Below are 26153 nucleotides of genomic sequence, written 5' to 3'. Positions count from 1 at the left end.
GCCCCGGCGGGGCGCACACCGGCGCGCGGGCCCGGCTCAGGACACGTGCCGGCGGGCCCGCAGCGCCAGACTGAGTGCCAGGACCGTCTGCGGGTCGTCCAGGTCGGTGCCCAGCAGCTCGCCGATCCGGGCCAGCCGGTTGTAGAGGGTCTGCCGGTTCAGATGCAGCTCGCGGGCCGTCTCCGCCTTGCGGCCCGCGTGCGCCAGATAGGTCTGGAGGGTGGGCAGCAGCGGCGGCCGGGAGCGCGAGTCGTGGTCCTGGAGCGGACCGATGGCCCGGTCCACGAAGGCCGCCAGGTCCGGATGGCCGCGCAGCCGCCACAGCAGCAGGTCGATGTCGAGACGGCGGGCGTCGTACCAGGGCCGCTCGGGCAGCCCCTGCGCCGCCGTCGCCGTCTCGGCCGCGTGCCGCAGGCCCGCCGAGGCCGCCGCCCAGCCGCCCGGCACGCCCACGACCACCACCGGCGGCGCCGCGCCCGGCCGCCGCATGCCCGCACGCTCCGCACCGGCCCGCAGCGCCGCCGCGACCCGGTCGGCGGTCGCCGGGCGCTCCGCCTCGGAGCGCAGCCCGACCAGCAGCAGCACCCGGCCCTCGACCGGCCGCACGCCCAGCAGGGCGGGCACGCCGACCGTGGTCAGCTCCTCGGCGACCGCCCGCGCCAGCACCGCCCAGCCGCCTCCGCCGCCGCCCGGTGCCAGGCTGTCGCCCAGCCGCATGACCACCGGCAGCAGCGGGCTGCCGCCCGGCCGGAAGCCGAGGACGCGGGCCTGCGCGGGGGCGTCCTCGGCGGTGACGCGGCCCTCGGCGAGGTCGGTGAGGAAGTCCCCGCGTCCGCGCGCGGCCAGTTCCTCCTCCTGCCGGGCCTGCATCAGCACCACCGCGAGGATCCCGGCCACCCGCTCCACGGCCATGCGGTGCACCGGGGCGAGCGGCGCGCGCACGGGCAGCAGCACCAGGCGGGCGCGGACCGAGCCGGGGCCGGGGCCGCCTCCGGGCACGTCCACCAGGACCGAACCGGCAGGCGGCGGCGCGTCCTTGTGCTGGGCGCGCAGCCCTTCCCAGACCTGGAGCGGATCGGCGCCCTCCGGCCCGGCGCCGGCCGCGTACAGCAGTCGTCCGTCGGGGGTCTCCAGGAAGACCGGGTTGGCGCCGAAGTCGGCGAGGATGCCCAGCACCTGCGGCACCCCGCCGCCGCCGAGCAGCGCCTCGGTGCAGCGGCGGTGCACCTCCTCGGCGCGCTGGAGCAGCGCGTAGTGACCGTTGACGATCTCGGTGTGGATCTCCTCGGTGACCGCCACGAACGGCACCTCGCGGTGCAGCTGGACCAGCGGGAGACCGGCACTGCGGGCCGTCTCGACGAGCGCGGCGGGCAGCCGGGCGAAGCGCGGGCCCAGCTCCACGACGAGGGCGGCGATGCCCCGCTCGGCGAGGGTGCGGACGAACGCGCGCTGGTCGGCGGGGCGGGTGCCCAGGCCGTAGCCGGTGGTCAGCAGCAGCTCGCCGCCCTTGAGCAGGGAGGCGATGTTGGGGACCTCCCCGGCGTGCACCCAGCGCACGGTGCGGCCCAGCCGGTCGCCGCCGGCCACGATCTCGGGCAGGCCGCTGCGGAGGCCGGGCAGTTCGAGGGCACGCTGCACGGTGATCCCGGCGCCCTCGGTGTCGAGTCTGCGGTCCATGAAACCGGACGCTACCTGGGGAAACGGCACCGGGACAGTACCGGGCGGACGGCAGGACCACGGCACGGCCGCGGCAGCCGGGTCGCCTTCCCGTCCCGGTCGGTCAGGCGTACGCCGCGGAAGGGCCGCCTCGGCCGGCGGTCCGCGCCGCCGCCCCGGTTCCGGCGGGGACCTGTGCCGGAGGCCACTCGGGCGAGGAGAACGCAACTTCGACAGGACCTCACCGCAGCAGCTACCTTCACCGGGCCCTCGGCGGCCGCCCGCGGTCGCACGGGGGCTCCTCCCCGTCCCCGCGTGAGCCACCGAACCGGGTCCGCACCAGGAACCCACGACCGGAGAGAGAAGCATGCCCCGTCTTGCTCTGTACACATTCGGCGTCCTGAAGTCACCGCTCACCGACCCCGCGCCTGTCACGCGCGACTTCCACGACCGCGCCGGAGGCATCTACCAGAGGATCAGCCGGCACCCCGGACACCTCGCTCACGCCGAAGCGGCCGAGGGCGAGCGGGGCACGCACTTCCAACTGGACTGGGGCGCGTGGGGGGAGTTCGCCGTACCGGCCTGGTACGGCAAGGGCCGTACGCCGGAGACCATCGCCCTGGCCGCGACCCTGTCGCTCTGGACCGGCCCGCGTCCCGCCTTCGACGCCGTCTACACCGGTCTGCACCGTGAGGCGTTGAACAGGCGTCACGACTGGTTCGAGCGGGCAAGGCACCCCGGCCACGCCCTGTGGTGGGTCCCCGACGACGTGACCCCCACCTGGCGGGACGGGGTGTCCCGGCTGGAACACCTCCACGACCACGGCCCGGCGCCGCACGCCTTCACCTTCCAGCACCCCTTCGACCCGGAGGGGACTCCCGCCCGGATCAGAGGCGCGGCCGCGGACGGGAGCGAGTGAGGGCCCGGCGGCCGCGGCGCGTCACCCGCCGTACGCCCCGCTCGCCGTCAGGCGCAGCGCGGTGTCGATCAGGGGGACGTGACTGAAGGCCTGCGGGAAGTTGCCGACCTGGCGCTGGAGGCGCGGGTCCCACTCCTCGGCCAGCAGACCGAGGTCGTTGCGCAGGGACAGCAGCTTCTCGAAGAGCCTGCGGGCCTCGTCGACGCGGCCGATCATCGCCAGGTCGTCGGCCATCCAGAACGAGCAGGCGAGGAAGGCGCCCTCGTCGCCGGGGAGGCCGTCGACACCGGCGTGGTCGCCGTCGGTGGGGTAGCGCAGGATGAAGCCGTCCGAGGTGGACAGCTCGCGCTGGATGGCCTCGATGGTGCCGATGACCCGCTTGTCGTCCGGCGGCAGGAAGCCCATCTGCGGGATGAGCAGCAAGGAGGCGTCCAGCTCCCGGGAGCCGTAGGACTGGGTGAAGGTGTTGCGCTCCTTGTCGTAGCCCTTCTCGCAGACGTCCCGGTGGATCTCGTCGCGCAGGTCCTTCCAGCGCTCCAGCGGGCCGTCGACGTCGCCGGACTCCATCAGCTTGATGGTGCGGTCCACGGCGACCCAGGCCATGACCTTGGAGTGCACGAAGTGGCGGCGCGGGCCGCGCACCTCCCAGATGCCCTCGTCCGGCTCCTGCCAGTGCTTCTCCAGGTAGCGGATCAGCTTGAGCTGGAGCAGCGAGGCGTAGTCGTTGCGGGCGAGGCCGGTCATGTGGGCCAGGTGGAGGGCCTCGGTGACCTCGCCGTAGACGTCGAGCTGGAGCTGGTGCGCGGCGCCGTTGCCGACCCGGACCGGGGCGGAGTTCTCGTAGCCGGGCAGCCAGTCGAGCTCCGCCTCGCCGAGCTCGCGCTCACCGGCGATGCCGTACATGATCTGGAGGTTCTCCGGGTCGCCGGCGACCGCGCGCAGCAGCCACTCGCGCCAGGCGCGGGCCTCCTCGCGGTAGCCGGTGCGCAGCAGCGAGGAGAGGGTGATCGCCGCGTCCCGCAGCCAGGTGTAGCGGTAGTCCCAGTTGCGTACGCCGCCGATGTCCTCCGGCAGGGAGGTGGTGGGCGCGGCGACGATGCCGCCGGTGGGGGCGTAGGTGAGGGCCTTGAGGGTGATCAGGGAGCGGACCACGGCCTCGCGGTAGGGGCCGTGGTACGTGCAGTGGCCGACCCATTCGCGCCAGAAGTCCTCGGTCGCCTCCAGCGACTGCTCGGGCTCGGGCTCCGGCGGCGCCTCCTTGTGCGAGGGCTGCCAGGAGATGGTGAACGCGATCCGGTCACCGGGGGCGACCGTGAAGTCCGCGTACGTGGTCAGCGCCTCGCCGTAGGTCTCCGCCGGTGTGTCGAACCACACGGAGTCGGGTCCGGCGACGGCCACCGTCCGGGACTCGTGGCGGTGCACCCACGGCACGATGCGGCCGTAGGAGAAGCGCATGCGCAGCGCCGAGCGCATCGGGACCCGGCCGGAGACGCCCTCCACGATGCGGATCAGCTGGGGGGCGCCGTCGCGCGGGGGCATGAAATCGGTCACGCGGACCGTGCCGCGCGGGGTGTCCCACTCCGATTCGAGGATCAGGGAGTCGCCCCGGTAGCTGCGCCGGTTCGCCGTGGGGGGCTCGGCGCCCGCCGGGAAGGCCGGGCCGAGCCGCCAGAAGCCGTGCTCCTCGTTGCCCAGCAGACCGGCGAAGATGGCGTGCGAGTCGAAGCGGGGCAGGCACAGCCAGTCGACCGTGCCGTCCCGGCAGACCAGGGCAGCGGTCTGCATGTCTCCGATGAGTGCGTAGTCTTCGATGCGCCCGGCCACGTGCAACTCCAGTCGAACGGCCACGTCACCCCGCATACGGGGCGGTCGCTAGTGCGGTCAAGGGGTTGTGATGCGTCGTTGAGCGGTGCAGCAGACCGCCGGTCGGCCGTGAGGCAGAACGACAACCTTTGCTCAACGAACTGACGAGCTCTCGTTGTTCCGGTGCGTACGGGCTGGGGTGGTGCCGTGTTGCCGGCCGGGCTCGGCAGCGAGTGTCCGAGCAGGATACGACGCACGTAGATGATCTGTGTGCCGCTCGGGGCAACCCGCATGCGCCGAACGGGTGAGCCAAGGGTGAGAGACCCGTGACCGTCCCTTCTGCGTGCCGGCGCGTGCGCGGAGCGTGGCCGGAAGCCATCCCCCTCAGGCGCTGATACCCTGGTAGCCCGTGGACCGGTGGGCTCGAAACCCCCGAACCGCAGCGACGGCACCCCAGCCGGACAACCCGGGTCCCCCGGGCCGGACCGCCGTACCGCACGACAATCCGCGACCACGGGAGCCCCCTCTTGGCCATGCCGCCCAAATCAACGACGACCAAGCACATCTTCGTCACCGGGGGTGTCGCCTCCTCGCTCGGAAAGGGCCTCACCGCCTCCAGCCTCGGCATGCTCCTGAAGGCACGGGGCCTGCGCGTCGTGATGCAGAAGCTCGACCCGTACCTGAACGTCGACCCGGGCACGATGAACCCCTTCCAGCACGGTGAGGTCTTCGTCACCAACGACGGCGCCGAGACCGACCTGGACATCGGACACTACGAGCGCTTCCTCGACCGAGACCTGGACGGCACCGCCAACGTCACTACAGGACAGGTGTACTCCACGGTCATCGCCAAGGAGCGGCGCGGCGAGTACCTGGGTGACACCGTGCAGGTCATCCCGCACATCACCAACGAGATCAAGCACCGCATCCGGCGGATGGCGACCGACGAGGTGGACGTCGTCATCACCGAGGTCGGCGGCACCGTCGGCGACATCGAGTCGCTGCCGTTCCTGGAGACCGTCCGCCAGGTCCGCCACGAGGTCGGCCGGGACAACGTCTTCGTGGTGCACATCTCGCTGCTGCCCTACATCGGCCCCTCCGGCGAGCTGAAGACCAAGCCGACCCAGCACTCGGTCGCCGCGCTGCGCAACATCGGTATCCAGCCGGACGCCATCGTGCTGCGCTGCGACCGCGAGGTCCCCACCGCGATCAAGCGCAAGATCTCCCTGATGTGCGACGTCGACGAGGACGCCGTGGTCGCCTGCCCCGACGCCCGTTCGATCTACGACATCCCGAAGGTCGTGCATGCCGAGGGCCTGGACGCCTACGTGGTCCGCAAGCTCGACCTGCCCTTCCGCGACGTGGACTGGACGACCTGGGACGACCTGCTCGACCGCGTCCACAACCCCGACCACGAGATCACCCTCGCCCTGGTCGGCAAGTACATCGACCTGCCCGACGCCTATCTGTCGGTGACCGAGGCGCTGCGCGCGGGCGGCTTCGCCAACAAGGCCCGCGTGAAGATCAAGTGGGTCACCTCCGACGACTGCAGGACGCCAGCGGACGCCAGGGCGCAGCTCTCCGACGTCGACGGCATCTGCATCCCGGGCGGCTTCGGCGACCGCGGTGTGCTCGGCAAGGTCGGCGCGATCCGCTACGCCCGCGAGAACAAGATCCCGCTGCTGGGCCTCTGCCTGGGCCTGCAGTGCATCGTGATCGAGGCGGCCCGCGGCCTGGCCGGCATCTCGGACGCCAACTCCACCGAGTTCGACCCGGCCACCGCGCACCCGGTGATCTCCACCATGGCCGAGCAGATGGACATCGTCGCCGGTGAGGGCGACATGGGCGGCACCATGCGGCTGGGCATGTACCCGGCCAAGCTGGCCGAGGGCTCCCTCGTGCGCGAGGTCTACGACGGCAAGGAGTACGTCGAGGAGCGCCACCGCCACCGCTACGAGGTGAACAACGCCTACCGCGCCGAGCTGGAGAAGAAGGCGGGCATCGTCTTCTCCGGCACCTCCCCGGACGGCAAGCTCGTCGAGTACGTGGAGTACCCGCGCGAGGTGCACCCCTACCTGGTCGCCACCCAGGCCCACCCGGAGCTGCGCTCCCGCCCGACCCGGCCGCACCCGCTCTTCGCCGGGCTGGTGAAGGCCGCCGTCGAGCGGAAGATCGCCGAGTAGTCCGCCGGTTGTACGGTGGCCGGGGTGCCCGCGCGCGGAGCGGGCACCCCGGTTGCGTAGGTACCGACATGTGCGGAGGACAGGGCATGACGATCAAGGACACCCCCGAGGAGTGGGAGGTCCGGGGCAGCCGGACGCCGTTCACCGGGGCCAAGACCTCGATGCGGACCGACGAGGTGGTCATGCCCGACGGCTCCGTGTCCGCCCGCGACTACCAGGTCCACCCCGGCTCGGTGGCCGTCCTGGCGCTGGACGGGCAGGACCGGGTGCTGGTCATCCGGCAGTACCGCCACCCGGTGCGGCAGCGGCTGTGGGAGATTCCGGCCGGTCTGCTCGACGTGCCCGGCGAGAACCCGCTGCACGCCGCCCAGCGCGAGCTGTACGAGGAGGCGCACGTCAAGGCGGAGGACTGGCGGGTGCTGACCGACGTGTACACCACCCCCGGCGGCTGCGACGAGGCCGTACGGATCTTCCTCGCCCGTGAGCTGTCCGAGGCCGAGGGCGAGCGCTTCGCCGCGGAGCACGAGGAGACGGACATGGAGCTGGACCGGGTGCCGGTCGGCGACCTGGTGCGCGGGGTGCTCGCGGGGGAGCTGCACAACAACTGCCTCGTCGTGGGCGTGCTCGCGCTCGTCGCGGCCCGGCAGGGCGAGGGCCTGGACGCGCTGCGCCCGGCGCTCGCACCGTGGCCGGCCCGTCCGTTCGAGTCCTGAGCGGGCCCCGGCCTCGCGCCGAGGCCGGTGTGACCATCGGCTGATCCGATCGGGCGACCTGCCCGCCGTGCTCGTCCCGGAACGTCGCAGAGCGTGAACTAGGCTCTTCAAACGCCCGTACCGGAGTCCCGGCGGGTATGCGCGTGCGGTGGGACGGGAGTGTGGCCCGTGACGGATCAGGCGGTGGACGCAGGCGGCGTGAAACCGGCCCGCGACAACCGGTCGCCCACAGTGATGGATCGTCACTTCCTCGGCCGCACGCGGGAGTTGAAGGGACTGCGCGCGGACATCGAACGCGCCGGACTCGACACCATCTCCGGCCGCAAGGCACCCCGCGCCCGGGTCCTGCTCATCGCCGGCCGGCCCGGATCCGGCCGCACCGCGCTCGCCGGCGAACTGGTGCGCCAGGTCGCCGACCGTTACCCCGACGGCGTGCTGCGGGCCCGGCTCACCGAGCCCGACGGCACCCCCGTGCCGGTCGGCCGGGCCGCCGGCGAACTGCTCACCGCGCTCGGCCTGCCCGTGCCGCCCGGCGCCGCCGAGGACGACCTCACCGACGCCCTGCGCGCCGCCCTCGCCGAGCGCCGAGCGCTGCTCCTGCTGGACGACGCGGCCGGTGCCGAACAGGTCGACGCGCTGCTGCCGGACAACGCCGACTGCCTGCTCGTCGCCGTCTCCCGGGGTCCGCTCACCGGCATCGCCGACGTCCGGCCCTGCACCCTGGGCGGGCTCGACACCAAGTCCGCGCTCGACCTGCTCACCCAGCACATCGACCCGGTGCGCATCACCGTCGACCCGCTCGCCGCCGAACGCCTCGTCGAGATCTGCGAGGGCCAGCCCGCCGCGCTCACCCTGGCCGCGGGACGGCTCGCCGCGCATCCCGAGGAGACCGTCTCCGACCTGGCCAAACGGCTGCACGCCGACACCGGCGAGGGCACCGCGCTCGCCCGCGTCCTGCGCCTGGTCCACGCGGAGCTGCCCCGCTCCGCCGCCCGGATGCTGCGCCTGCTCGCCCTCGCCCCGGCCGGCGACGTCGACCCGCACACCGCCTCCGCGCTGGCCGGCACCTCCCTGGAGGGCGCCCGCGGGCTGCTCGACCGCTTCGCCGCCCTCGGCCTGCTGCGCGCCCTGCCCGCGCCGCTGCCCCGCTACGAGGTGCCCGGCTGCCTGCACCCGCTGCTGCTGGAGCTGGCCGGGCGCGAGGAGCGCCCCGCCGAGCTCCAGCTCGCCCGCGCCCGGACGCTGGAGCGCACCGTGCGGCTGCTCCAGTCCTGCCGGGCGGTCACCGAGACCGACAGCCCCGAGACCCGCGAGAAGCTGAAGAGCCTGCCCCCCGGCCTGCGCTTCGCCGACCCGCGGGCCGCCGAGGAGTGGCTGCGGGTCCGCAGGCCCGCCCTGCTGGCCGCCGCCCGGCTCGCGGTCGCCGACGGGGAGCTGGACACCCTGGCCCGCCGGCTGATGGCCCAGCTGGTCCGCGCCATGGTCGCTCACCTCGGCACCCAGGCGGCGGCGGGCGACCTGTACGGCATCCACCGGCTGGTCCTCGACGTCGCCGAGCGGCAGGGCCTGCCCCGGGAGCAGGCCGCCGCGCTGCTGAACCTCGCCGATCTGGACGCCCGCACCGGCCGGACCGCGAAGGCGCTGACCCGCTACCGCGCCGCGCTGGACGCCGGACGCGTGGCGAACGACCCGTACGCGACCGGCCGCGCGATGGAATCCGTGGGCGCCGCCCACCAGGAGCTGGGCGACCACGACCGGGCGGCCGACTGGTTCGGCCGGGCCCTGGCCCAGCGGCTGGCGCGCGGCGAGCACGAGGACGCCGCCCGGCTCTACGGCCGGATCGCCGCCGCCCACACCTACGCGGGCCACTACGGCGAGGCGCTGCGCAACTGGCGGGCCGCCGTCGCCGCGCACCGCAGGAGGGGCGATGTCCCCGCGCACGCGCGGGCGTTGAGCGAACTGGCCCGGGTCCAGGAGTACGCGGGCCGGCCCGAGGAGTGCCTGCGCACCTGCCAGGAGGCGGTCGAGTGGGCCCGCCGCGCCGAGGACGTACGGCTCCAGGCCGCGCTCCAGCTGCGGCTCGCCGACACCCTGGAACGGCTCGGCGACCCGGCGGCGGCTCGGCTGCACCGGGGGGCCGCCGAGCGCATGCTCGCGGACCCGGCGGAGCCGGCCGGCCGGGCTCCGGTGGCCGAAACCGGTGCCCTTCCGGAGCACACATCACGGGAAGAGGGCCAGGATGCCTGCGAAATCCGCAGCACATCCACTGAAGATTGATGCAATGAAAGGCTAGACAGCGGGAACGCCTTCATTAAACTGGCTCTGCCGCTCGTTCCCCTGCGGTGTCTCCTGGTATGCCCGTGCGTGCCGGGGTACGTCTTAATTGCCCCACATTCCCTGAGTCAAGGACCGTGATCGACGTGAAGGTCGGCATCCCCCGCGAGGTCAAGAACAACGAGTTCCGGGTGGCCATCACCCCGGCCGGCGTGCACGAGCTGGTGCGCAACGGACACCAGGTCGTCGTCGAGCGGAACGCGGGCACCGGCTCCGCGATCCCTGACGAGGAGTACACCGCGGCCGGTGCCGAGATCCTGGAGACCGCCGACGAGGTCTGGGCCGCCGCCGACCTGCTGCTCAAGGTCAAGGAGCCCATCGCGGAGGAGTACCACCGCCTGCGCAAGGACCAGATCCTCTTCACCTACCTGCACCTGGCCGCCTCCAAGGAGTGCACGGACGCCCTCCTGGAGTCCGGCACCACGGCGATCGCCTACGAGACCGTCGAGCTGCCCAACCGCGCCCTGCCGCTGCTCGCCCCGATGTCCGAGGTCGCGGGCCGCCTCGCTCCGCAGGTCGGCGCCTACCACCTGATGCGCGCGGCCGGCGGCCGCGGTGTCCTGCCGGGCGGCGTCCCGGGCGTGCCCGCGGGCAAGGCCGTCATCATCGGCGGCGGCGTCTCCGGCTGGAACGCCGCGCAGATCGCCATCGGCCTGGGCTTCCACGTGACCCTGCTCGACAAGGACATCAACAAGCTCAAGGAAGCCGACAAGATCTTCGGCACGAAGATCCAGACCGTCGTCTCCAACGCCTTCGAGCTGGAGAAGGCGTGCCTGGAGGCCGACCTCGTGGTCGGCGCCGTGCTCATCCCGGGCGCCAAGGCCCCCAAGCTGGTCACCAACGAGCTGGTCTCCCGGATGAAGGCCGGCAGTGTCCTTGTCGACATCGCGATCGACCAGGGCGGCTGCTTCGAGGACTCGCACCCGACCACGCACGCCGAGCCGGCCTTCAAGGTCCACGAGTCGGTGTTCTACTGCGTCGCCAACATGCCCGGCGCGGTGCCCAACACCTCCACCTACGCGCTGACCAACGCCACGCTGCCGTACATCGTCTCGCTCGCCAACAACGGCTGGGTCGAGGCGCTGCGCCGGGACGCCGCGCTCGCCAAGGGCCTCAACACCCATGACGGCAAGGTCGTCTACCGGGAGGTCGCCGAGGCGCACGGCCTGGACCACGTCGAGCTGGCGTCGCTGCTCGTCTGACCCGCACGCGTCGAGGAGTCGACCAAGTCACCCGACGGAAAAAGGCGATACGTCAACTCGTGTCGTCAACGACACGCGCCCGGCCGGACCTTGCCCGCAAGGTCCGGCCGGATGTGTGTATGGTCACTTCGCCGCACACGGCCAACTCGCCTCGAACGCAACCATTCGACCGATTCACGCACCGGTGAAACCTGCTGTGCGACGGTCGTACGCCCTTGACAGAGGGATGTTTCATTGCCGACACATCGAGCCGGGTCCGGCGGATTGTGTTGCTGCGGACGCCCGACACGCCATAGAGTCGCCAACCGTCGGCATGGTGCCACGCTGACCTGTCTAGAAATTTCCTGGTCACCAAGGAGGTAAGACGACTTGTGAATGAGTCGACATTTTCTCCCGGGGGTGGTCAACCAGGAATGCCTGTGCGGGGCCAGAGCCCTGCGGGGCTCGAGGCTGTCGGCTCCGTCGCTGTGCGCACCTTCGCAGCCCACCAGGGTCACCGGTTCCCGCAGGTGACCCAGCCAGGACACCAGAGCATGGATGGCCATCACGTGAACGCCATGGCCGGCGACGGAAGTGGCGCGCCCCACAACCACTTCGCCGACTACGACGAACTGCCCGAGGGGCACTTCTACGACCCCGACGCCGAGTACGAACCCGATCCCGAGTACGCGGCCACGCTCGCGCCCGACGCGGCCCGACAGCGCCGTGAGCGCGTCGGCCCGACCGGACGCCCGCTGCCGTACTTCCCGATCCCCGGGCCGCTGACCGACCACGGACCCGCGAAGATCATCGCGATGTGCAACCAGAAGGGCGGCGTCGGCAAGACCACGTCGACCATCAACCTGGGTGCCGCGCTCGCGGAGTACGGACGCCGGGTGCTGCTCGTGGACTTCGACCCGCAGGGCGCGCTGTCGGTGGGTCTCGGCGTCAACCCCATGGAGCTGGACCTCACCGTCTACAACCTGCTCATGGAGCGGGGCATGTCCGCGGACGAGGTCCTGCTGAAGACGGCGGTCCCCAACATGGACCTGCTGCCCAGCAACATCGACCTGTCGGCCGCCGAGGTGCAGCTGGTCTCCGAGGTCGCGCGCGAGTCCACGCTCCAGCGTGCGCTCAAGCCGCTGATGGACGACTACGACTACATCGTCATCGACTGCCAGCCCTCGCTCGGTCTGCTCACCGTCAACGCCCTCACGGCCGCGCACAAGGTGATCGTGCCGCTGGAGTGCGAGTTCTTCGCGCTGCGCGGTGTCGCGCTGCTGACCGAGACGATCGAGAAGGTCCAGGAGCGCCTCAACCCCGACCTGGAGCTGGACGGCATCCTCGCCACGATGTACGACTCGCGCACCGTGCACAGCCGTGAGGTGCTCGCCCGCGTCGTCGAGGCGTTCGACGACCACGTCTACCACACGGTCATCGGGCGCACGGTCCGCTTCCCGGAGACCACGGTCGCCGGTGAGCCGATCACCACGTACGCCTCCAACTCCGTCGGCGCCGCCGCCTACCGCCAGCTCGCCAGGGAGGTGCTCGCCCGGTGTCACGCCGAGTGAGTCTGCCGGGGGCCGACGAACTGTTCCGTACGACAGGGGGGACCGCGCTCCAGGCGTCCACTCCCCGGCGCCAGCCGGGCGGCGAGGCCAGGGTGCCGGCCCCGGCGGGCGAGAGCGACGCCGCCGCCCCGGCGGAGGACGCGCCGCACTCGGTGCCCGCGCAGGGCGGCGACGGCGAGGGCGCCGAGCATGTCGCGGCCGACACCGAGGCGGCCGACGCGGGCGAGTCCCGCAGCCGGGGCGCCGCGGGCGCCGGCGCGGAGCGCTCCGGACGGCGCCAGGCCCAGCCGGGCCAGGACGGCACCGCGGCGGCCCCCCGCAAGCGCGGACGCGCGGCCAACCGCCGCCCCAGCGGACGCGAACGCCACGACGAGAAGATCACCGTCTACGTCTCCGCCGAGGAACTGATGGACCTGGAGCACGCGCGGCTGGTGCTGAGGGGCGAGCACGGCCTGGCCGTCGACCGCGGCCGGATCGTCCGCGAGGCGGTCGCCGTGGTCCTGGCCGACCTGGAGTCCCGCGGGGACGCGAGCATTCTCGTACGCCGGCTGCGCGGACGGTAGCGGTAGCCTGCGGAGGCCATGACCTCGAACGACGTACCTCCCCCGGACCCGGGCCCCGCCGCCGCGCGCAGGCGCGCCCTGGGCAGGGGACCCGGCGCGGCCCCGGCACCCACCGCGCCCGAGCCGCACGAAGCGGGCCCGGCCCCGCGCCCCCCGGCTCCGGCGGCCGTACAGCCTGCCCCGCCGGCCCCGCCCCGGCGGGACGCGGAACCCGCGTCGGCACCGGCCACCGCGCCGGAGGCGCCCGAGGGGCCCGTGGTGGCCGGAGCGCCGGCCGAGCCGTTCGCGGCGGTCGCGGCGGTCCCGCCCGTCGCGCCCGAGCCGGGAGGGGAGGGTGCGGCGTCCGCGGTCCCCGCCGGGGACGGGAATCGCGGCGAGGGCGGTGACGGGGTCTTCACCGTGCGGCTGGCCAACTTCGAGGGGCCCTTCGATCTGCTGCTCCAGTTGATCGCCAAGCACAAGCTGGACGTCACCGAGGTCGCGCTGTCGAAGGTCACCGACGAGTTCATGGCGCACATCCGGGCCATGGGTCCGGACTGGGACCTCGACCGGACGACCGAGTTCCTGGTGGTGGCCGCCACCCTGCTCGATCTGAAGGCGGCCCGGCTGCTGCCCGCCGCCGAGGTGGAGGACGAGGCCGACCTCGCGCTCCTGGAGGCCCGGGACCTGCTGTTCGCCCGGCTGCTCCAGTACCGCGCGTACAAGCGGATCGCCGACATCTTCGACGCCCGGCTCACCGCCGAGGGCCGCCGCCATCCCCGTACCGTCGGACTGGAACCGCACCACGCCGAGCTGCTGCCCGAGGTCGCCATCAGCATCGGCCCCGAGGGGTTCGCCCGGCTGGCCGTCAAGGCGATGCAGCCCCGGCCCAGACCCCAGGTGTACGTGGACCACATCCACGCGCCGCTGGTCAGCGTGCAGGAGCAGGCCCGGATCGTGGTCGAGCGGCTGCGGGAGACGGGCGAGGCCCGCTTCCAGGACCTGGTGGCGGACACCGACGACACGCTCACGGTCGTCGCCCGCTTCCTGGCGCTGCTGGAGCTGTACCGGGAGAGGGCCGTCGCCCTCGACCAGGAGACGGCCCTCGGCGACCTGCTGGTGCGCTGGACGGGCGGCGACGAGGACGCGCACACGCGGGTGACCGACGAGTTCGACCGGCCGCCCGAGAAGCCCGAGGAGGAACGAAAGCCATGAGCGCGGAAGCCCTGAGCGAGGAGACCGGGACCGAGGGACTTCCCGTCGGCCTGCGGCCCGTCGCCGCACTCGATCTCAAGCCCGCCCTGGAGGCCGTGCTCATGGTCGTGGACGAACCCGCGACCGAGGAACTGCTGGCCAGGACGCTCCAGCGGCCCCGGCGGCAGATCGCGGACGCGCTGCGCGAGCTGGCCGACGAGTACACCGCGCAGGGGCGCGGCTTCGAGCTGCGGCTGATCGCCGGCGGCTGGCGCTTCTACACCCGCCCCGAGTACGCGGCGGCCGTCGAGGGCTTCGTCCTGGACGGCCAGCAGGCCCGGCTCACCCAGGCCGCGCTGGAGACGCTGGCGGTGGTCGCCTACCGCCAGCCGGTCAGCCGCAGCAGGGTCTCCGCCGTGCGCGGAGTGAACTGCGACGGGGTCATGCGCACCCTGCTCCAGCGCGGACTGGTCCAGGAGGCGGGCACGGAACCCGAAACAGGTGCGATCCTGTACAGGACGACGAACTACTTCCTGGAGCGGATGGGCCTGCGCGGTCTGGACGAGCTCCCGGAGCTCGCGCCCTTCCTCCCGGAGGCGGAGGCGATCGAGGCCGAGACCCAGGAGGCCGTACCGTCGTTCGACCCGGACGCCCCGGACCCGGACGAGGGTCACGGGACGCACATGACTCACACGACGACGACGGAACTTTGATGCGAAGCAGCGGTAGCGGCAGCGGCAAGAGCGGCGGGCGCGGTAACCACCGCGGTGCCGGCAACAACAGGGACCAGAAGCAGGGGCAGGGACGCCCCAGCAAGCCCCGCCCCGAGGAGCGCCGCTACGACGTGGGCCCCGGCGCCACCAAGGACGGCCCGAAGTCGGGGCGCGGCGGAGCGGCCCGCGGCGGCGCCAAGGGCGGCCCCCGCAGGCCCGAGGGCCAGGGCGGGCGTACGGCCCCGGCGCGCTCGCGCGAGTACGAGACGCGTACGGAGGAGCGCAACCGCGACCGGTACGCGGGCAAGAAGGACATCAAGCTGCCCAAGACCTTCCCGGGCGCCGAGCAGGAGGGCGAGCGGCTCCAGAAGGTGCTCGCGCGCGCGGGATACGGTTCGCGGCGCGCCTGCGAGGAGCTGATCGAGCAGGCCCGCGTCGAGATCAACGGCGAGATCGTCCTGGAGCAGGGCCGCCGGGTCGACCCGGAGAAGGACGAGGTCAAGGTCGACGGCCTGACCGTCGCGACGCAGTCGTACCAGTTCTTCTCGCTGAACAAGCCCGCGGGCGTCGTCTCCACCATGGAGGACCCCGAGGGCCGGCAGTGCCTGGGCGACTACGTCACCAACCGCGAGACGCGGCTGTTCCACGTGGGCCGGCTCGACACCGAGACCGAGGGTGTCATCCTGCTCACCAACCACGGCGAGCTGGCGCACCGCCTCACCCACCCCAAGTACGGCGTGCGCAAGACCTATCTGGCGCACATCGTCGGCCCGATCCCGCGCGACCTCGGCAAGCGCCTGAAGGACGGCATCCAGCTGGAGGACGGCTACGCGCGCGCGGACCACTTCCGGGTCGTCGAGCAGACCGGCAAGAACTACCTCGTCGAGGTCACCCTGCACGAGGGCCGCAAGCACATCGTGCGCCGCATGCTCGCCGAGGCGGGTTTCCCGGTCGACAAGCTCGTGCGCACCGCCTTCGGTCCGATCACCCTCGGCGACCAGAAGTCCGGCTGGCTGCGCCGCCTGTCCAACACCGAGGTCGGCATGCTGATGCAGGAGGTCGACCTCTAGGGTCTGGGCGGGGTCCGTACGCCGACGGGCGGTGGTGCTCTCGTGGTGCCACCGCCTCGCCGCGCGCGGCCGACGACACCCAGATGACGCCGGCGCCCGGCCGGGGGCTGCGCACGGCCATGGAGCGGGGGCCGCCGGCTCCGCGGCGGCTGGAGCGGCCGGTGGGAGGAGTTCGTGGACTGGTCGCGCTCCCCGGACAACAACCGGGCGCCCGGCCGCACCTGCATGGTCGCCTGCGGTCTGCTCGGCGACCCGGACCGGCCCTGGCAGCGGGCGAGCCAGGTCGAGTCCAAGGGGTGCGGGGCCAACACGCGGGTGGCGCCGCTCGGGCTGGTTCCCGACCTGGACGACGCCCGGCGGGCGGGCGCCGCGCAGTTGCAGGCCGCGCTCACCCACGGCCATCCGACGGCGCTGGCCGCCTCCGACCTCACCGCGCACGCCGTACGCCTCCTCGCGCACGGCACCGCCCCGGCGGACCTGGTCGCGCTGCTGCGCTCGTACGCCGAGGAGAACCGGACCCGCTACCACCACCTGTGGCTGGGCGACCTGTGGACGCGCGCCGGGGACGCGGCGCCCGAGCGGTTCATCGCCCGCGGCTGGGACGAGTGCCTTGAGGTGCGGGACCGGCTGGCCGAGGCCGTGGCGACGGTGTCCGCAGAGGACGATCCGTGCGAGGCCACCGGCGACGGCTGGATCGCCGAGGAGGCCCTGGCGACCGGCCTGCTGTGCTTCCTGCTCTTCCCCGACGAGCCCGTCACCGCCCTGCGCCGCGCCGCCTGCACCCGTGGCGACTCCGACTCCCTGGCCTGCCTGGCGGGCGCCTTCGCGGGCGCGCACCTGGGCCCCGGCGCCTGGCCCGCGGCCTGGACCGACCGCATCGAGTACCGGGACGAACTGCTGGCGCTGGGGGCCCTCTGGGACGTCTGAGCGGCCCCCCGCGGGCTCAGACGGGCCGGGCGGGGGCGCCGAGCGCCGAGGCGCGGCGGACGCTGTACAGGAAGTCCTCCACGCGGCGCAGATCGGGTTCCTCGGGCAGCGGGGTGCGCGCCGCGGCCTGTTCGGTCTCGGCGGCCAGCCGGGTCATCCAGGACTCCACCTCGGACCAGGGGACCTCGCCGCCGCGCACGGCCAGCAGCCGGGTCCGGGCGTCGCCGGTGCCGATGTCCAGGCGGCCGGTGCGCAGCAGGTCGCGGGCGCTCGTCAGCAGGCGCAGCAGATGCATGGCGTGCTTCCAGCGCGGGGCGCCGTGCGCGCGGACGCCGGCCTCCAGTCTGCGGCGCTGGGCGAGCGCGTAGCCGGTGAAGGAGGCGTGCACGCGGCGGGAGAGGAACGCCTGGCGCAGGGCGAGCAGTTCACGGCCGGTGTCGTCGGCGTACTCCACGAGCGGGGAGTGCAGGCACTCCAGGATGTTCGGATTGCCGCGCAGCGCCAGTTCGCAGAAGCGCTCCAGTTCCCAGCTGAACTGCTCCGGCAGCGGCCCCTCGGCATGGGCGGGCGGCTTCTCGAAGCGCCAGAAGAGCGGGGCGGGGGCGACGAAGACGCCACGGCGGTCCGTGTCGCTGTCCTCCGTCGCCAGCCCGAATGCCCGCGAGCCCATGACACAGGCGTAGATCGTGTGGTCGCGTACCAGGTCCTCGGGCTGCATGCCCGGGAGCGTACGCGGACCCTCACACCAGGCGGATGGAATTTCCCTCCACCTGGATCTCCTTGGCGGCCAGCGGCCGGGAGGCCGGGCCGTGCGCCACCGAGCCGTCGGCGGCGTGGAACATGCTGCCGTGGCAGGGGCAGGCGATGGTGCCGTTCTCCACCGAGGCGACGGTGCAGCCCTGGTGGGTGCAGACCGCGGAGAAGGCCTTGAACTGCCCCTTCTCCGGCTGGGTGACGACGACGCGCTGCTCCTTGAAGATCTTGCCGCCGCCGACCGGGATGTCGTCGGTGCGGGTCAGCTCCGCGCCGGCGGCGCTGTGCGAGGGGGAGGCGGCGGCCGCCGTGGTCGGTGCCGCGGAAGCGGTGCGCGGCGCCGAGGAGGCGGCCTGAGGGGAGGCCGCGCTGTCGCCGCCCGAGTTCGAGTCGCTGCAACCGGCGGCGAGCGCAGCCGCGCCCGTCGCGAGAACCGTGCGCCGGGTCGTGCCCTGAGTCATGCCGTCACTCCGAGGGTGCCGAGGTGGGGGAGAGTCGCTCCGAGGGGAGCGCAAGCATCTTCGCACCGAAGACTCCCAAGTCGAAGTAAATGCGAACTCATTGGTGCAAATGGTGCATTCGTTCGCCGTCTCAGCGGGCGGGCGCCGCGCGTGGGCCGCCCGCCGCCCAACTAGGCTGGTCGCCCGGGAGCCGCGTCACCGGCGGGCCCGCAGCACTCAGGTGAGACTCAGGTCAGCACACGTCAGCAAGGAGCAGCGCCGTGGCGGTACGAGCGGTCCGGGGGGCCGTCCAGCTGGAACGGGACGACGCCGGTCACATGAGCGAGCAGGTCGAGGCGCTGCTCACCGCCGTCCTGGAGCGCAACGGCCTGACCGCCGACGACCTCATCAGCATCTGGTTCACGGCCACCCCCGACCTGCACAGCGACTTCCCCGCGGTCGCCGCCCGCCGGCTCGGCATCGTCGACGTACCGCTGATCTGCGCGCAGGAGCTGGACATCGAGGGCGCGATGCCCCGCGTGGTCCGGGTCCTCGCGCACATCGAGACCGACCGGCCGCGCGCCGAGGTCACCCATGTCTACCTCGGCGCGGCGGCCGCCCTGCGCAAGGACATCGCGCAGTGAGGACCGCACTCGTCATCGGCACCGGTCTGATCGGCACCTCCGCCGCCCTGGCCCTGGTCGGGCGCGGGGTGCGGGTGCACCTGGCCGACCGCGACCCCGAGCAGGCCCGTACGGCGGTCGCGCTCGGCGCCGGCACGGACGAGGCGCCCGAGGGACCCGTCGACCTGGCGCTCGTGGCCGCCCCGCCCGCGCACGTCGCCGGGGTGCTCGCCGACGTCATGCGCCGGGGCGTGGCCCGCGGCTACCTGGACGTGGCCAGCGTCAAGGGCGGCCCGCGCCGCGAGCTGGAGGCGCTGGACCTGGACCTGACCCGCTACATCGGCAGCCACCCCATGTCCGGCCGGGAGAAGTCCGGACCGCTGGCCGCGAGCGCCGACCTCTTCGAGGGCCGCCCCTGGGTGCTCACCCCCACCCGGGACACCGACACCGAGGTGCTCAACCTCGCGCTCGAACTGGTCTCGCACTGCCGCGCGGTCCCGGTCGTCATGGACGCCGACGCCCACGACCGGGCCGTGGCCCTGGTCTCCCACATGCCCCAGCTGGTCTCCAGCACGGTCGCCGCGCGCCTGGAGCACGCCGAGGAGGCGGCCGTACGGCTGTGCGGGCAGGGCATCCGGGACGTGACCCGGATCGCCGCCTCCGAGCCGCAGATGTGGATCGACATCCTCTCGGCGAACCCGGGCCCGGTCGCCGATCTGCTCACCGACGTCGCCGCCGACCTGGACGAGACGGCGCGGGCGCTGCGCGCGCTCCGGTCCGCCGACGTCGCCGAGCGCGACGAGGGCGGCGCCCGGGTCCGCGAGGTGCTGCGGCGGGGCAACGCGGGCCGGGTCCGGGTGCCCGGCAAGCACGGGTCGGCGCCGCGGGCGTACGAGGTCGTCGCCGTCCTCATCGACGACCAGCCCGGCCAGCTGGCCCGGATCTTCGCCGACGCCGGGACGGCCGGGGTGAACATCGAGGACGTCCGGATCGAGCACGCCACGGGCCGGCAGGCCGGTCTGGTGCAGCTGATGGTGGAGCCGAGGGCCGTCCCGGTGCTGACGGCGGCGCTGCGCGAGCGGGGCTGGGCGCTGCGGCAGTGAGCGCGGGGCACCTCCGGCAGCATGAGGGCCCCCGGGCAGCCAGTAACCTTGTGCCGGGGGCCCCGGCTCCCGCACACCCATCCACCACCCTTCACCAGGAAGGTGCCCCGCTGTGGAAGACGGCGCCGCCCGGACCGCCCAGCCCGTGATTGTCGCCATCGACGGCCCCTCCGGCACGGGCAAGTCGAGCACGTCCAAGGCCGTGGCCGCGCAGCTCGGCCTGAGCTACCTGGACACCGGCGCCCAGTACCGGGCGATCACCTGGTGGATGGTGACCAACGGGATCGACATCGACGACCCCACCGCGATCGCCGCCGTGGCCGCCAAGCCGGAGATCGTCTCCGGCACCGACCCGGCCCACCCGACGATCACCGTCGACGGCGTGGACGTGTCCGGTCCGATCCGCACCCAGGAGGTCACCTCCAAGGTCAGCGCGGTCAGCGCCGTGCCCGAGGTGCGGACCGTGATCACCGAGCTCCAGCGCACCCTGGCCGGAGCCGCCGACCGCGGCATCGTCGTCGAGGGCCGCGACATCGGCACCACCGTGCTGCCCGGCGCCGATCTGAAGATCTTCCTCACCGCGTCGCCGGAGGCCCGCGCCGCCCGCCGCAGCGGCGAGCTGAAGGGCGCCGACGTGCACGCCACCCGCGAGGCCCTGGTCAAGCGGGACGCGGCCGACTCCAGCCGGGCCGCCTCCCCGCTGGCCAAGGCGGACGACGCCGTCGAGGTGGACACCACCGAGCTGACCCTCGCGCAGGTCGTCGAGTGCGTCGTCACGCTCGTCGAGGAGAAGCGGGCCGCCGCGTGAGTCTTCCGTCCCAGCAGACGGCCGGCGCCGCGTCCGAGCGCGGCGCGGACGTCGGCCGCCGGATCGGCGTCGGGCTGATGTACGGCCTGTGGCGCCCCCGGGTCCTGGGCGCCTGGAAGGTGCCCGCGACCGGGCCGCTGATCTTCGCCGTCAACCACTCCCACAACGTCGACGGACCCATGGTCATGGGCGTGGCACCGCGGCCGGTGCACTTCCTGATCAAGAAGGAGGCGTTCGTCGGACCGCTGGGCTCCTTCCTGACCGGCATCGGCCAGCTCCCGGTGGACCGGCACAGCGCCGACCGCACCGCGATCACCCGGGCGCTCGGCGTGCTGGAGCAGGGCGGCGTCCTCGGCATCTTCCCCGAGGGCACCCGCGGCGAGGGCGACTTCGCCGCGCTGCGCGCCGGGCTCGCCTACTTCGCCGTCCGCAGCGGGGCCCCCATCGTCCCGGTGGCGGTGCTGGGAAGCTCCGAGCGGCCGGGCCGGTTGATACGGGGGCTGCCCCCGCTGCGCTCGCGGGTCGACGTCGTCTTCGGCGACCCGTTCGAAGCGGGCGACGGCAGCGGCAGACGCACCCGGCGGGCACTGGACGAGGCCACCGGGCACATCCGGAAGCAGCTCGCCGACCACCTGGAAAACGCCAGGCGCCGCACCGGGCGCTAGGTGACACTTGAGTAGTGGCGGGCGCCACCGACCGTGGCGCCCGCCACCGATCACCACGATGAACTACGAGGTACGGACTTCATGAACGACGACATCCAGCCCGACGGCTCGGCCGAGCACGAGTACGAGCACGGGGCGCTCGGCGACGCCGAGTACGCGGAGTTCATGGAGCTCGCCGCCGTAGAGGGCTTCGACATCGAGGACGTCGAGGGCGCCATCGAGGCCGCCGGACACGGCCCACTGCCCGTGCTCGCCGTCGTCGGCCGCCCCAATGTCGGCAAGTCGACCCTGGTGAACCGCATCATCGGCCGCCGCGAGGCGGTCGTCGAGGACAAGCCCGGCGTCACCCGCGACCGGGTCACCTACGAGGCCGAGTGGGCGGGCCGCCGCTTCAAGGTCGTCGACACCGGCGGCTGGGAGCAGGACGTCCTCGGCATCGACGCCTCCGTCGCCGCGCAGGCCGAGTACGCCATCGAGGCCGCCGACGCGGTCGTCTTCGTGGTGGACGCCAAGGTCGGCGCCACCGACACCGACGAGGCCGTCGTCCGGCTGCTGCGCAAGGCGGGCAAGCCCGTGGTGCTGTGCGCCAACAAGGTCGACGGTCCCAGCGGCGAGGCCGACGCCGCCTATCTGTGGTCCCTCGGACTCGGCGAGCCGCACCCGGTCTCCGCGCTGCACGGCCGCGGCACCGGCGACATGCTGGACCAGGTCCTGGAGGCGCTGCCCGAGGCGCCGCGCGAGAGCTTCGGCGCCGGCGGCGTCGGCGGTCCGCGCCGCATCGCCCTGATCGGCCGCCCCAACGTCGGCAAGTCCTCGCTGCTGAACAAGGTCGCGGGCGAGGAGCGCGTCGTCGTCAACGAGCTGGCGGGCACCACCCGGGACCCGGTCGACGAGATGATCGAACTGGGCGGTGTCACCTGGAAGTTCGTCGACACCGCGGGCATCCGCAAGCGCGTCCACCTCCAGCAGGGCGCCGACTACTACGCGTCCCTGCGCACCGCCGCCGCGGTCGAGAAGGCCGAGGTCGCCGTCATCCTGATCGACGCCTCCGAGTCCATCTCGGTGCAGGACCAGCGCATCGTCACCATGGCCGTCGAGGCGGGCCGCGCCCTGGTCCTCGCCTTCAACAAGTGGGACACCCTCGACGAGGAGCGCCGCTACTACCTGGAGCGGGAGATCGAGACCGAGCTGGGCCAGATCGCCTGGGCCCCGCGCGTGAACGTCTCGGCCCGCACCGGACGGCACATGGAGAAGCTGGTCCCGGCGATCGAGACGGCGCTGGCCGGCTGGGAGACCCGGGTGCCCACCGGCCGGCTGAACGCCTTCCTCGGCGAGCTGGTCTCCGCCCACCCGCACCCGATCCGGGGCGGCAAGCAGCCGCGCATCCTGTTCGGCACCCAGGCGGGCACCAAGCCGCCGCGGTTCGTGCTCTTCGCCTCCGGCTTCATCGAGGCCGGCTACCGGCGCTTCATCGAGCGGCGGCTGCGCGAGGAGTTCGGCTTCGAGGGCACCCCGATCCACATCTCGGTGCGGGTGCGCGAGAAGCGCGGCGCGAAGAAGAAGTGACCTGAGGTCCTTCCTGAGGACCGCAAGCCGGACCACAAGAGGGCGGCCCCTGGCTCAGGGGCCGCCCTCTTGTGTCCCCGTACGCCCGGCGGCGGGCTCAGTCGCCGCGGCGCGGGGCGGGCGGCAGCGCCGCCGGGACGTGGTGCATCCCGGGCCCGGCCTCCTGCCGCCCCAGCGTCCCGACGCGCTGCCACTGCGTCTGCTGCCGTCCCGTGCCGTGCCGGGTGCTGTACGCGCCCGCGCTGTAGGCGATGTACGTGTTCGGGCCGAGGCCGCGCGGCAGGTTGCCGAACGCGACGAAGCCCAGGTCCTCCTCGCCGCTGCGGTCGCCCGGCAGCGTCCGGTAGGACTTGACGTACTCGGCGTAGAGCGCGTCGTAGATCGGCGTGGCCGAGTAGCCGTGCTGATCATGGGACGGCTGCGTGGACCGGTTCGGATGGTAGGACTGGCGGCGGGGAACCTCATATGCGTGCACGTATGTCCAAACGACCCCGAACCGGAAGAGATGCGGCTCAGGTCCCGGCGAGCGGCAGCGTCGCCGCGACCAGCCTGCCCTGCGCCGCCGCCTTGTCCAGGGCGTTGCGCAGCAGGTCCTCGCGGGGCTGGCGGCCGATGGCCCCGACCGGCGCCGCGAACATCAGGACCTGCTGGTGCTTGTTGGCCGCGGCCCGCCAGCCGTCGGTGACCTGGAGCGGCTGGTGCGCCTGCCACCAGGCGGCGGGCCTGCCGCCCTCCGTGCCCGGCTGGAGGACGGCGTGCAGCTGGCCCATGGCGAGCAGGACCGACCAGCCGTGCAGCACGGGCGGCACGGAGGCGAGGTCGGCCATCGGGACGTAGCCCTGCTCGGTGAGCAGGGTCAGGAATTCGTCGTCGGGGCCGTTGGAGCCCGGCCGCACGATGGGGCCGGTCGGCTCGACCACCAGCGCGGGGTGCAGTTCGCCCGCGACCAGGACGAGCCCGCTGGTCACCCCGAGGACGGCCTGTTCCGGCGCGGCCTGCTGCGGCGCGGTCCGCTCGGGGCTCTGCGGGGGCGTCCCCTGCGCGGGCACGCCGGCGGCCGGGGCGCCCGTGTCCGCGTTGATGGAGCGGACCGCGCCCCGCAGCTGCTCCTCGGTGACCTGGACGACCTGGGAGGGCAGGCAGGTGGAGTGGGCGAAGGCGAGGACGGCGGTCTCGTCCCCAACGAACAGAACGGTGCTGGTGCGCTCCTGCGCGGAGTCGCCGGGGGTGCGGCAGGACGTGCAGTCGTAACTGCCCGGGGCGTTCTCTCCGGCGAGCAGCCGGTCGGCTTCTTCGTCGCCGATCTCGGCGCGTACGGCGTCGCTGACGTCGAGCATGCGCGGCACGGGTGGCTCCTCGGGATGCGGTGCGTGGCGGGGCCGGGTGGCTCCCGGCCCTGAACCGGGAGGGCCCCCGGCTCATGCAGAAGACAACGGACGATCCGCGGGGGGAGTCACGCCCTGCGGCGCACGGAATCCGGCCGCCTCCACCCGTGGTCACGCAGGGTTTATGGTTCCTCACGCACTGTCAATGAAGGGGGAGGGCGCGGGGGCGCGGGCCGGGCGGTGCCGTCCGCTCCATGGGCGGGTCCGGAAGGCTGTCGGGGGACCGTGGAATTCCTGTGCGGACCCCTCTTGCCGGGCTGCTCGGAAGGAGGGGCGAAGGGGAAGCGGAATGTCCTTCCGGGGGTGCCCAGGGATTCGTTTCCCGCCCTTTCCCGACTGCTTTCCGGCGGAAATTCGGCGTGGTTTCCGGGCTCCCGGGAATTGCGTTCGCATGCCCGCGCAAGGGGGATGCGGGCGGTGGCGGGAGTGACGGAGCGCGGCGCCGCGCGTTGTGGTGATCTTGTGACGTAAACGTGACAGGCCGGGCGCACGCGTACGGATGCGGCCACCGGGAGCGCGGTGGACTTCCCTGCCCTCCGGGGGACGCCTAGCGTGGGGGCATGGCACCGATTCCCACTCCGCCTGTGGAGCCCCAGGACAGTCCCGAACGGTATGTCGGCCTGGAGGCGGGACAGGCCGAACGGCTCGCGCGGGAGCGGGGCTGGTCCACGGTCCGTTCGCTGCCGCCGGGCGCGGTCATCACCATGGAGTACCGGGTCGGCCGGCTGAACTTCGAGGTCGGCGACGGGAAGGTGGCCCGCGCCTGGAAGGGCTGAGGACGCGCCACCCGCGGCGGTGCGCACCCGGGCGGGTGCGCACCGCGGGTCAGGGGCGGGCCGCCGAGGTAGTGCCGCGCGGGGCGCGCTCGGGCTGCGGCGGCCTGCGGCTGCCGGACGGGGTGACGGGTGCGTGCTCCGCGCGGGCGGTGTGCGGGCCCGGGACGAGGTGGACGGGTGTCCGGGAGGCGCGTCCGGCGCCGAGGGCCCCGTGGGCCGCCGGGGCCTCCTCCGCGGCCGGGACGCGCGGCTTGTGCACCACCGGCGTGCCCACCGGGAGGACCGGTCCGGGAACCGGGGCGCGCAGGCCGGAGCGGGTGCGCCAGCGGTCGCGCAGATCGAGGATGCGGGTCTCGGTGCGGGCGATCATCGGCTCGCACCAGGGCAGCGCGAGCAGGATCAGCAGACCGGCGGCCCAGCCGAGCACCACATCGCTGAGCCAGTGCGTGCCCAGGTACACGGTGGTGAGGCCGACGCCGAGCGAGGTCACCGCGGAGAGCGCCGACAGCCAGCGGCGCGCGGTCGGGGTGGAGGCCAGATAGGCGAGGATTCCCCAGGTCAGCACGGCGTTCGCGGTGTGGCCGCTGGGAAATATATCGCCGCCGAGGCCCATCTCGTTGGAGCCGATGACGGTCGCGTAGTGCGGTCCGAGACGCCCCATGCCGTATTTCGCGGCGCCGACCGTGATGTTCAGCAGCAGCAGCGAGGTGGCGAGGGTGAGCAGCGGGCGCAGGGTGCGCTGCCGCCAGGAGCGCCAGCCCAGCCAGGAGGCGACCATCACGGCGGTGGGGCCGCGCTGGCCGAGGACGACGTAGTAGTCGAGGAACGCGTGGATCTGCGGCCACTGCTGGTACGGCCGGAAGAACATGACCTGCCAGTCCAGGCGTACCAGCCAGGAGGTGGTCACCACGGCCCAGACGATCGCCAGGTAGAAGCCCAGGGTCGCCGAGAAGAGCACGACCCGGTGCCGGCTCATCGTCGGCACGTCGAGGTGCGCCGGCCGCTGTGGCTCACGGTCCAGCCTGGCGAACACCCGGTCCAGGCGGGTGAGGGTTCCTTCGGTAGGCACCTAATCGACGTTACAGCGAGTGAGTGGGCTTCCCGGACGAATCACGTGGTTTGTGATGACGATGTGATGTGGGGTTGCTCTCAACGGGGCTTGTTTTTCCTGGATTTCATCATAATACGCGCCGTCCGGCATGCATTTCCTTTGATCATTCCGGTGTCC

General features: G+C 73.0%; 23 protein-coding genes and 1 pseudogene. 17 read left to right on the top strand and 7 right to left on the bottom strand.

What is annotated here, in order from left to right:
- Positions 1-36: 36 nt before the first annotated feature.
- Positions 37-1677 (bottom strand): PucR family transcriptional regulator, encoded by a 1641-nt coding sequence (locus A8713_RS06470; RefSeq protein WP_064532074.1) that lies wholly within the window; start codon positions 1675-1677, stop codon positions 37-39.
- Between the two features lie 346 nt (positions 1678-2023).
- Between A8713_RS06470 and A8713_RS06465 the strand changes: the two genes are divergently transcribed.
- On the top strand, positions 2024-2575 hold the full coding sequence (locus A8713_RS06465; RefSeq protein WP_064532072.1) for a DUF3291 domain-containing protein: 552 nt from the start codon (positions 2024-2026) through the stop codon (positions 2573-2575).
- A 21-nt stretch (positions 2576-2596) separates the two neighbouring features.
- On the opposite strand, the gene A8713_RS06460 is transcribed toward A8713_RS06465, so the two are convergent.
- Positions 2597-4399 (bottom strand): glycoside hydrolase family 15 protein, encoded by a 1803-nt coding sequence (locus A8713_RS06460; protein ID WP_064532070.1) that lies wholly within the window; start codon positions 4397-4399, stop codon positions 2597-2599.
- Positions 4400-4911: 512 nt separating this feature from the next.
- On the opposite strand from A8713_RS06460, the gene A8713_RS06455 reads away from it, so the two are divergent.
- The 10 genes and pseudogenes from A8713_RS06455 to A8713_RS06410 form a co-directional block, all read left to right on the top strand.
- Positions 4912-6561: a CTP synthase gene (locus A8713_RS06455; RefSeq protein ID WP_064532067.1), complete on the top strand. Its 1650-nt coding sequence runs from the start codon at positions 4912-4914 to the stop codon at positions 6559-6561.
- A gap of 86 nt (positions 6562-6647) precedes the next feature.
- Positions 6648-7274 carry an NUDIX domain-containing protein gene (locus tag A8713_RS06450; protein WP_064532066.1) on the top strand — a complete coding sequence of 209 codons (627 nt, stop codon included), beginning with the start codon at positions 6648-6650 and terminating at the stop codon, positions 7272-7274.
- 168 nt (positions 7275-7442) lie between these two features.
- A complete protein-coding gene (locus tag A8713_RS06445) occupies positions 7443-9551 on the top strand; it encodes a tetratricopeptide repeat protein (RefSeq protein WP_064532064.1) in 2109 nt (702 codons plus the stop codon).
- A gap of 134 nt (positions 9552-9685) precedes the next feature.
- Positions 9686-10810 (top strand): alanine dehydrogenase, encoded by a 1125-nt coding sequence (gene ald / locus A8713_RS06440; RefSeq protein WP_064532062.1) that lies wholly within the window; start codon positions 9686-9688, stop codon positions 10808-10810.
- Between the two features lie 413 nt (positions 10811-11223).
- On the top strand, positions 11224-12360 hold the full coding sequence (locus A8713_RS06435) for a ParA family protein (RefSeq protein ID WP_079158855.1): 1137 nt from the start codon (positions 11224-11226) through the stop codon (positions 12358-12360).
- Positions 12345-12923, top strand: coding sequence for a hypothetical protein (locus A8713_RS06430; protein WP_079158854.1), 579 nt, complete (start codon positions 12345-12347; stop codon positions 12921-12923). Before A8713_RS06435 ends, A8713_RS06430 begins: the two co-directional genes overlap by 16 nt.
- 18 nt (positions 12924-12941) lie before the next feature.
- The gene (locus tag A8713_RS06425) at positions 12942-14117 is read left to right on the top strand and encodes a segregation and condensation protein A (RefSeq protein WP_064532058.1); all 1176 of its coding nucleotides are present in this window, start codon (positions 12942-12944) and stop codon (positions 14115-14117) included.
- Complete coding sequence (scpB, locus tag A8713_RS06420) at positions 14114-14809, top strand: SMC-Scp complex subunit ScpB (RefSeq protein ID WP_443069701.1); 696 nt, start codon at positions 14114-14116, stop codon at positions 14807-14809. The genes A8713_RS06425 and scpB overlap by 4 nt, the downstream gene beginning before the upstream one ends.
- On the top strand, positions 14809-15879 hold the full coding sequence (locus A8713_RS06415) for a pseudouridine synthase (protein ID WP_064532056.1): 1071 nt from the start codon (positions 14809-14811) through the stop codon (positions 15877-15879). Before scpB ends, A8713_RS06415 begins: the two co-directional genes overlap by 1 nt.
- Positions 15880-15947: 68 nt before the next feature.
- Positions 15948-16806 (top strand): annotated as a pseudogene (locus A8713_RS06410) (ADP-ribosylglycohydrolase family protein); the annotation flags it as partial.
- A gap of 16 nt (positions 16807-16822) precedes the next feature.
- Here the strand turns inward: A8713_RS06410 and A8713_RS06405 are convergent.
- Together A8713_RS06405 and A8713_RS06400 are read right to left on the bottom strand one after the other, a co-directional pair.
- On the bottom strand, positions 16823-17524 hold the full coding sequence (locus tag A8713_RS06405; RefSeq protein WP_064532054.1) for a nucleotidyltransferase domain-containing protein: 702 nt from the start codon (positions 17522-17524) through the stop codon (positions 16823-16825).
- A 22-nt stretch (positions 17525-17546) separates the two neighbouring features.
- Positions 17547-18020 (bottom strand): Rieske (2Fe-2S) protein, encoded by a 474-nt coding sequence (locus A8713_RS06400; RefSeq protein ID WP_064532052.1) that lies wholly within the window; start codon positions 18018-18020, stop codon positions 17547-17549.
- Between the two features lie 260 nt (positions 18021-18280).
- On the opposite strand from A8713_RS06400, the gene aroH reads away from it, so the two are divergent.
- The 5 genes from aroH (at position 18281) to der (ending at position 22764) form a co-directional block, all read left to right on the top strand.
- Positions 18281-18643, top strand: coding sequence for a chorismate mutase (gene aroH / locus A8713_RS06395; RefSeq protein WP_064532050.1), 363 nt, complete (start codon positions 18281-18283; stop codon positions 18641-18643).
- The gene (locus A8713_RS06390) at positions 18640-19725 is read left to right on the top strand and encodes a prephenate dehydrogenase (RefSeq protein WP_064532048.1); all 1086 of its coding nucleotides are present in this window, start codon (positions 18640-18642) and stop codon (positions 19723-19725) included. The genes aroH and A8713_RS06390 overlap by 4 nt, the downstream gene beginning before the upstream one ends.
- 112 nt (positions 19726-19837) lie before the next feature.
- Complete coding sequence (gene cmk, locus A8713_RS06385; protein ID WP_064532046.1) at positions 19838-20533, top strand: (d)CMP kinase; 696 nt, start codon at positions 19838-19840, stop codon at positions 20531-20533.
- A 77-nt stretch (positions 20534-20610) separates the two neighbouring features.
- Complete coding sequence (locus tag A8713_RS06380) at positions 20611-21198, top strand: lysophospholipid acyltransferase family protein (RefSeq protein WP_064537281.1); 588 nt, start codon at positions 20611-20613, stop codon at positions 21196-21198.
- Between the two features lie 81 nt (positions 21199-21279).
- Entirely contained in the window at positions 21280-22764 is a 1485-nt protein-coding gene (gene der / locus A8713_RS06375) for a ribosome biogenesis GTPase Der (RefSeq protein WP_064532044.1), read from the top strand.
- Positions 22765-22861: 97 nt separating this feature from the next.
- Here der and A8713_RS06370 read toward each other — a convergent pair whose 3' ends face one another.
- Both A8713_RS06370 and A8713_RS06365 read right to left on the bottom strand, forming a co-directional pair.
- Positions 22862-23239: a hypothetical protein gene (locus tag A8713_RS06370; RefSeq protein WP_018570452.1), complete on the bottom strand. Its 378-nt coding sequence runs from the start codon at positions 23237-23239 to the stop codon at positions 22862-22864.
- 37 nt (positions 23240-23276) lie between these two features.
- Positions 23277-24110 carry a hypothetical protein gene (locus tag A8713_RS06365; protein ID WP_064532042.1) on the bottom strand — a complete coding sequence of 278 codons (834 nt, stop codon included), beginning with the start codon at positions 24108-24110 and terminating at the stop codon, positions 23277-23279.
- A 599-nt stretch (positions 24111-24709) separates the two neighbouring features.
- Between A8713_RS06365 and A8713_RS06360 the strand changes: the two genes are divergently transcribed.
- Complete coding sequence (locus A8713_RS06360; protein WP_064532040.1) at positions 24710-24925, top strand: I78 family peptidase inhibitor; 216 nt, start codon at positions 24710-24712, stop codon at positions 24923-24925.
- 49 nt (positions 24926-24974) lie between these two features.
- Here the strand turns inward: A8713_RS06360 and A8713_RS06355 are convergent, their stop codons facing one another.
- Positions 24975-25994 (bottom strand): phosphatase PAP2 family protein, encoded by a 1020-nt coding sequence (locus A8713_RS06355; protein WP_064532038.1) that lies wholly within the window; start codon positions 25992-25994, stop codon positions 24975-24977.
- Positions 25995-26153: the final 159 nt, after the last annotated feature.

Source organism: Streptomyces sp. SAT1 (assembly GCF_001654495.1).
In the GTDB taxonomy this organism is placed as follows: Bacteria; Actinomycetota; Actinomycetes; order Streptomycetales; family Streptomycetaceae; genus Streptomyces; species Streptomyces andamanensis.
The sequence above is the reverse complement of the archived record's forward strand: the minus strand, read 5'-3'. Positions and strand labels throughout refer to the sequence as shown.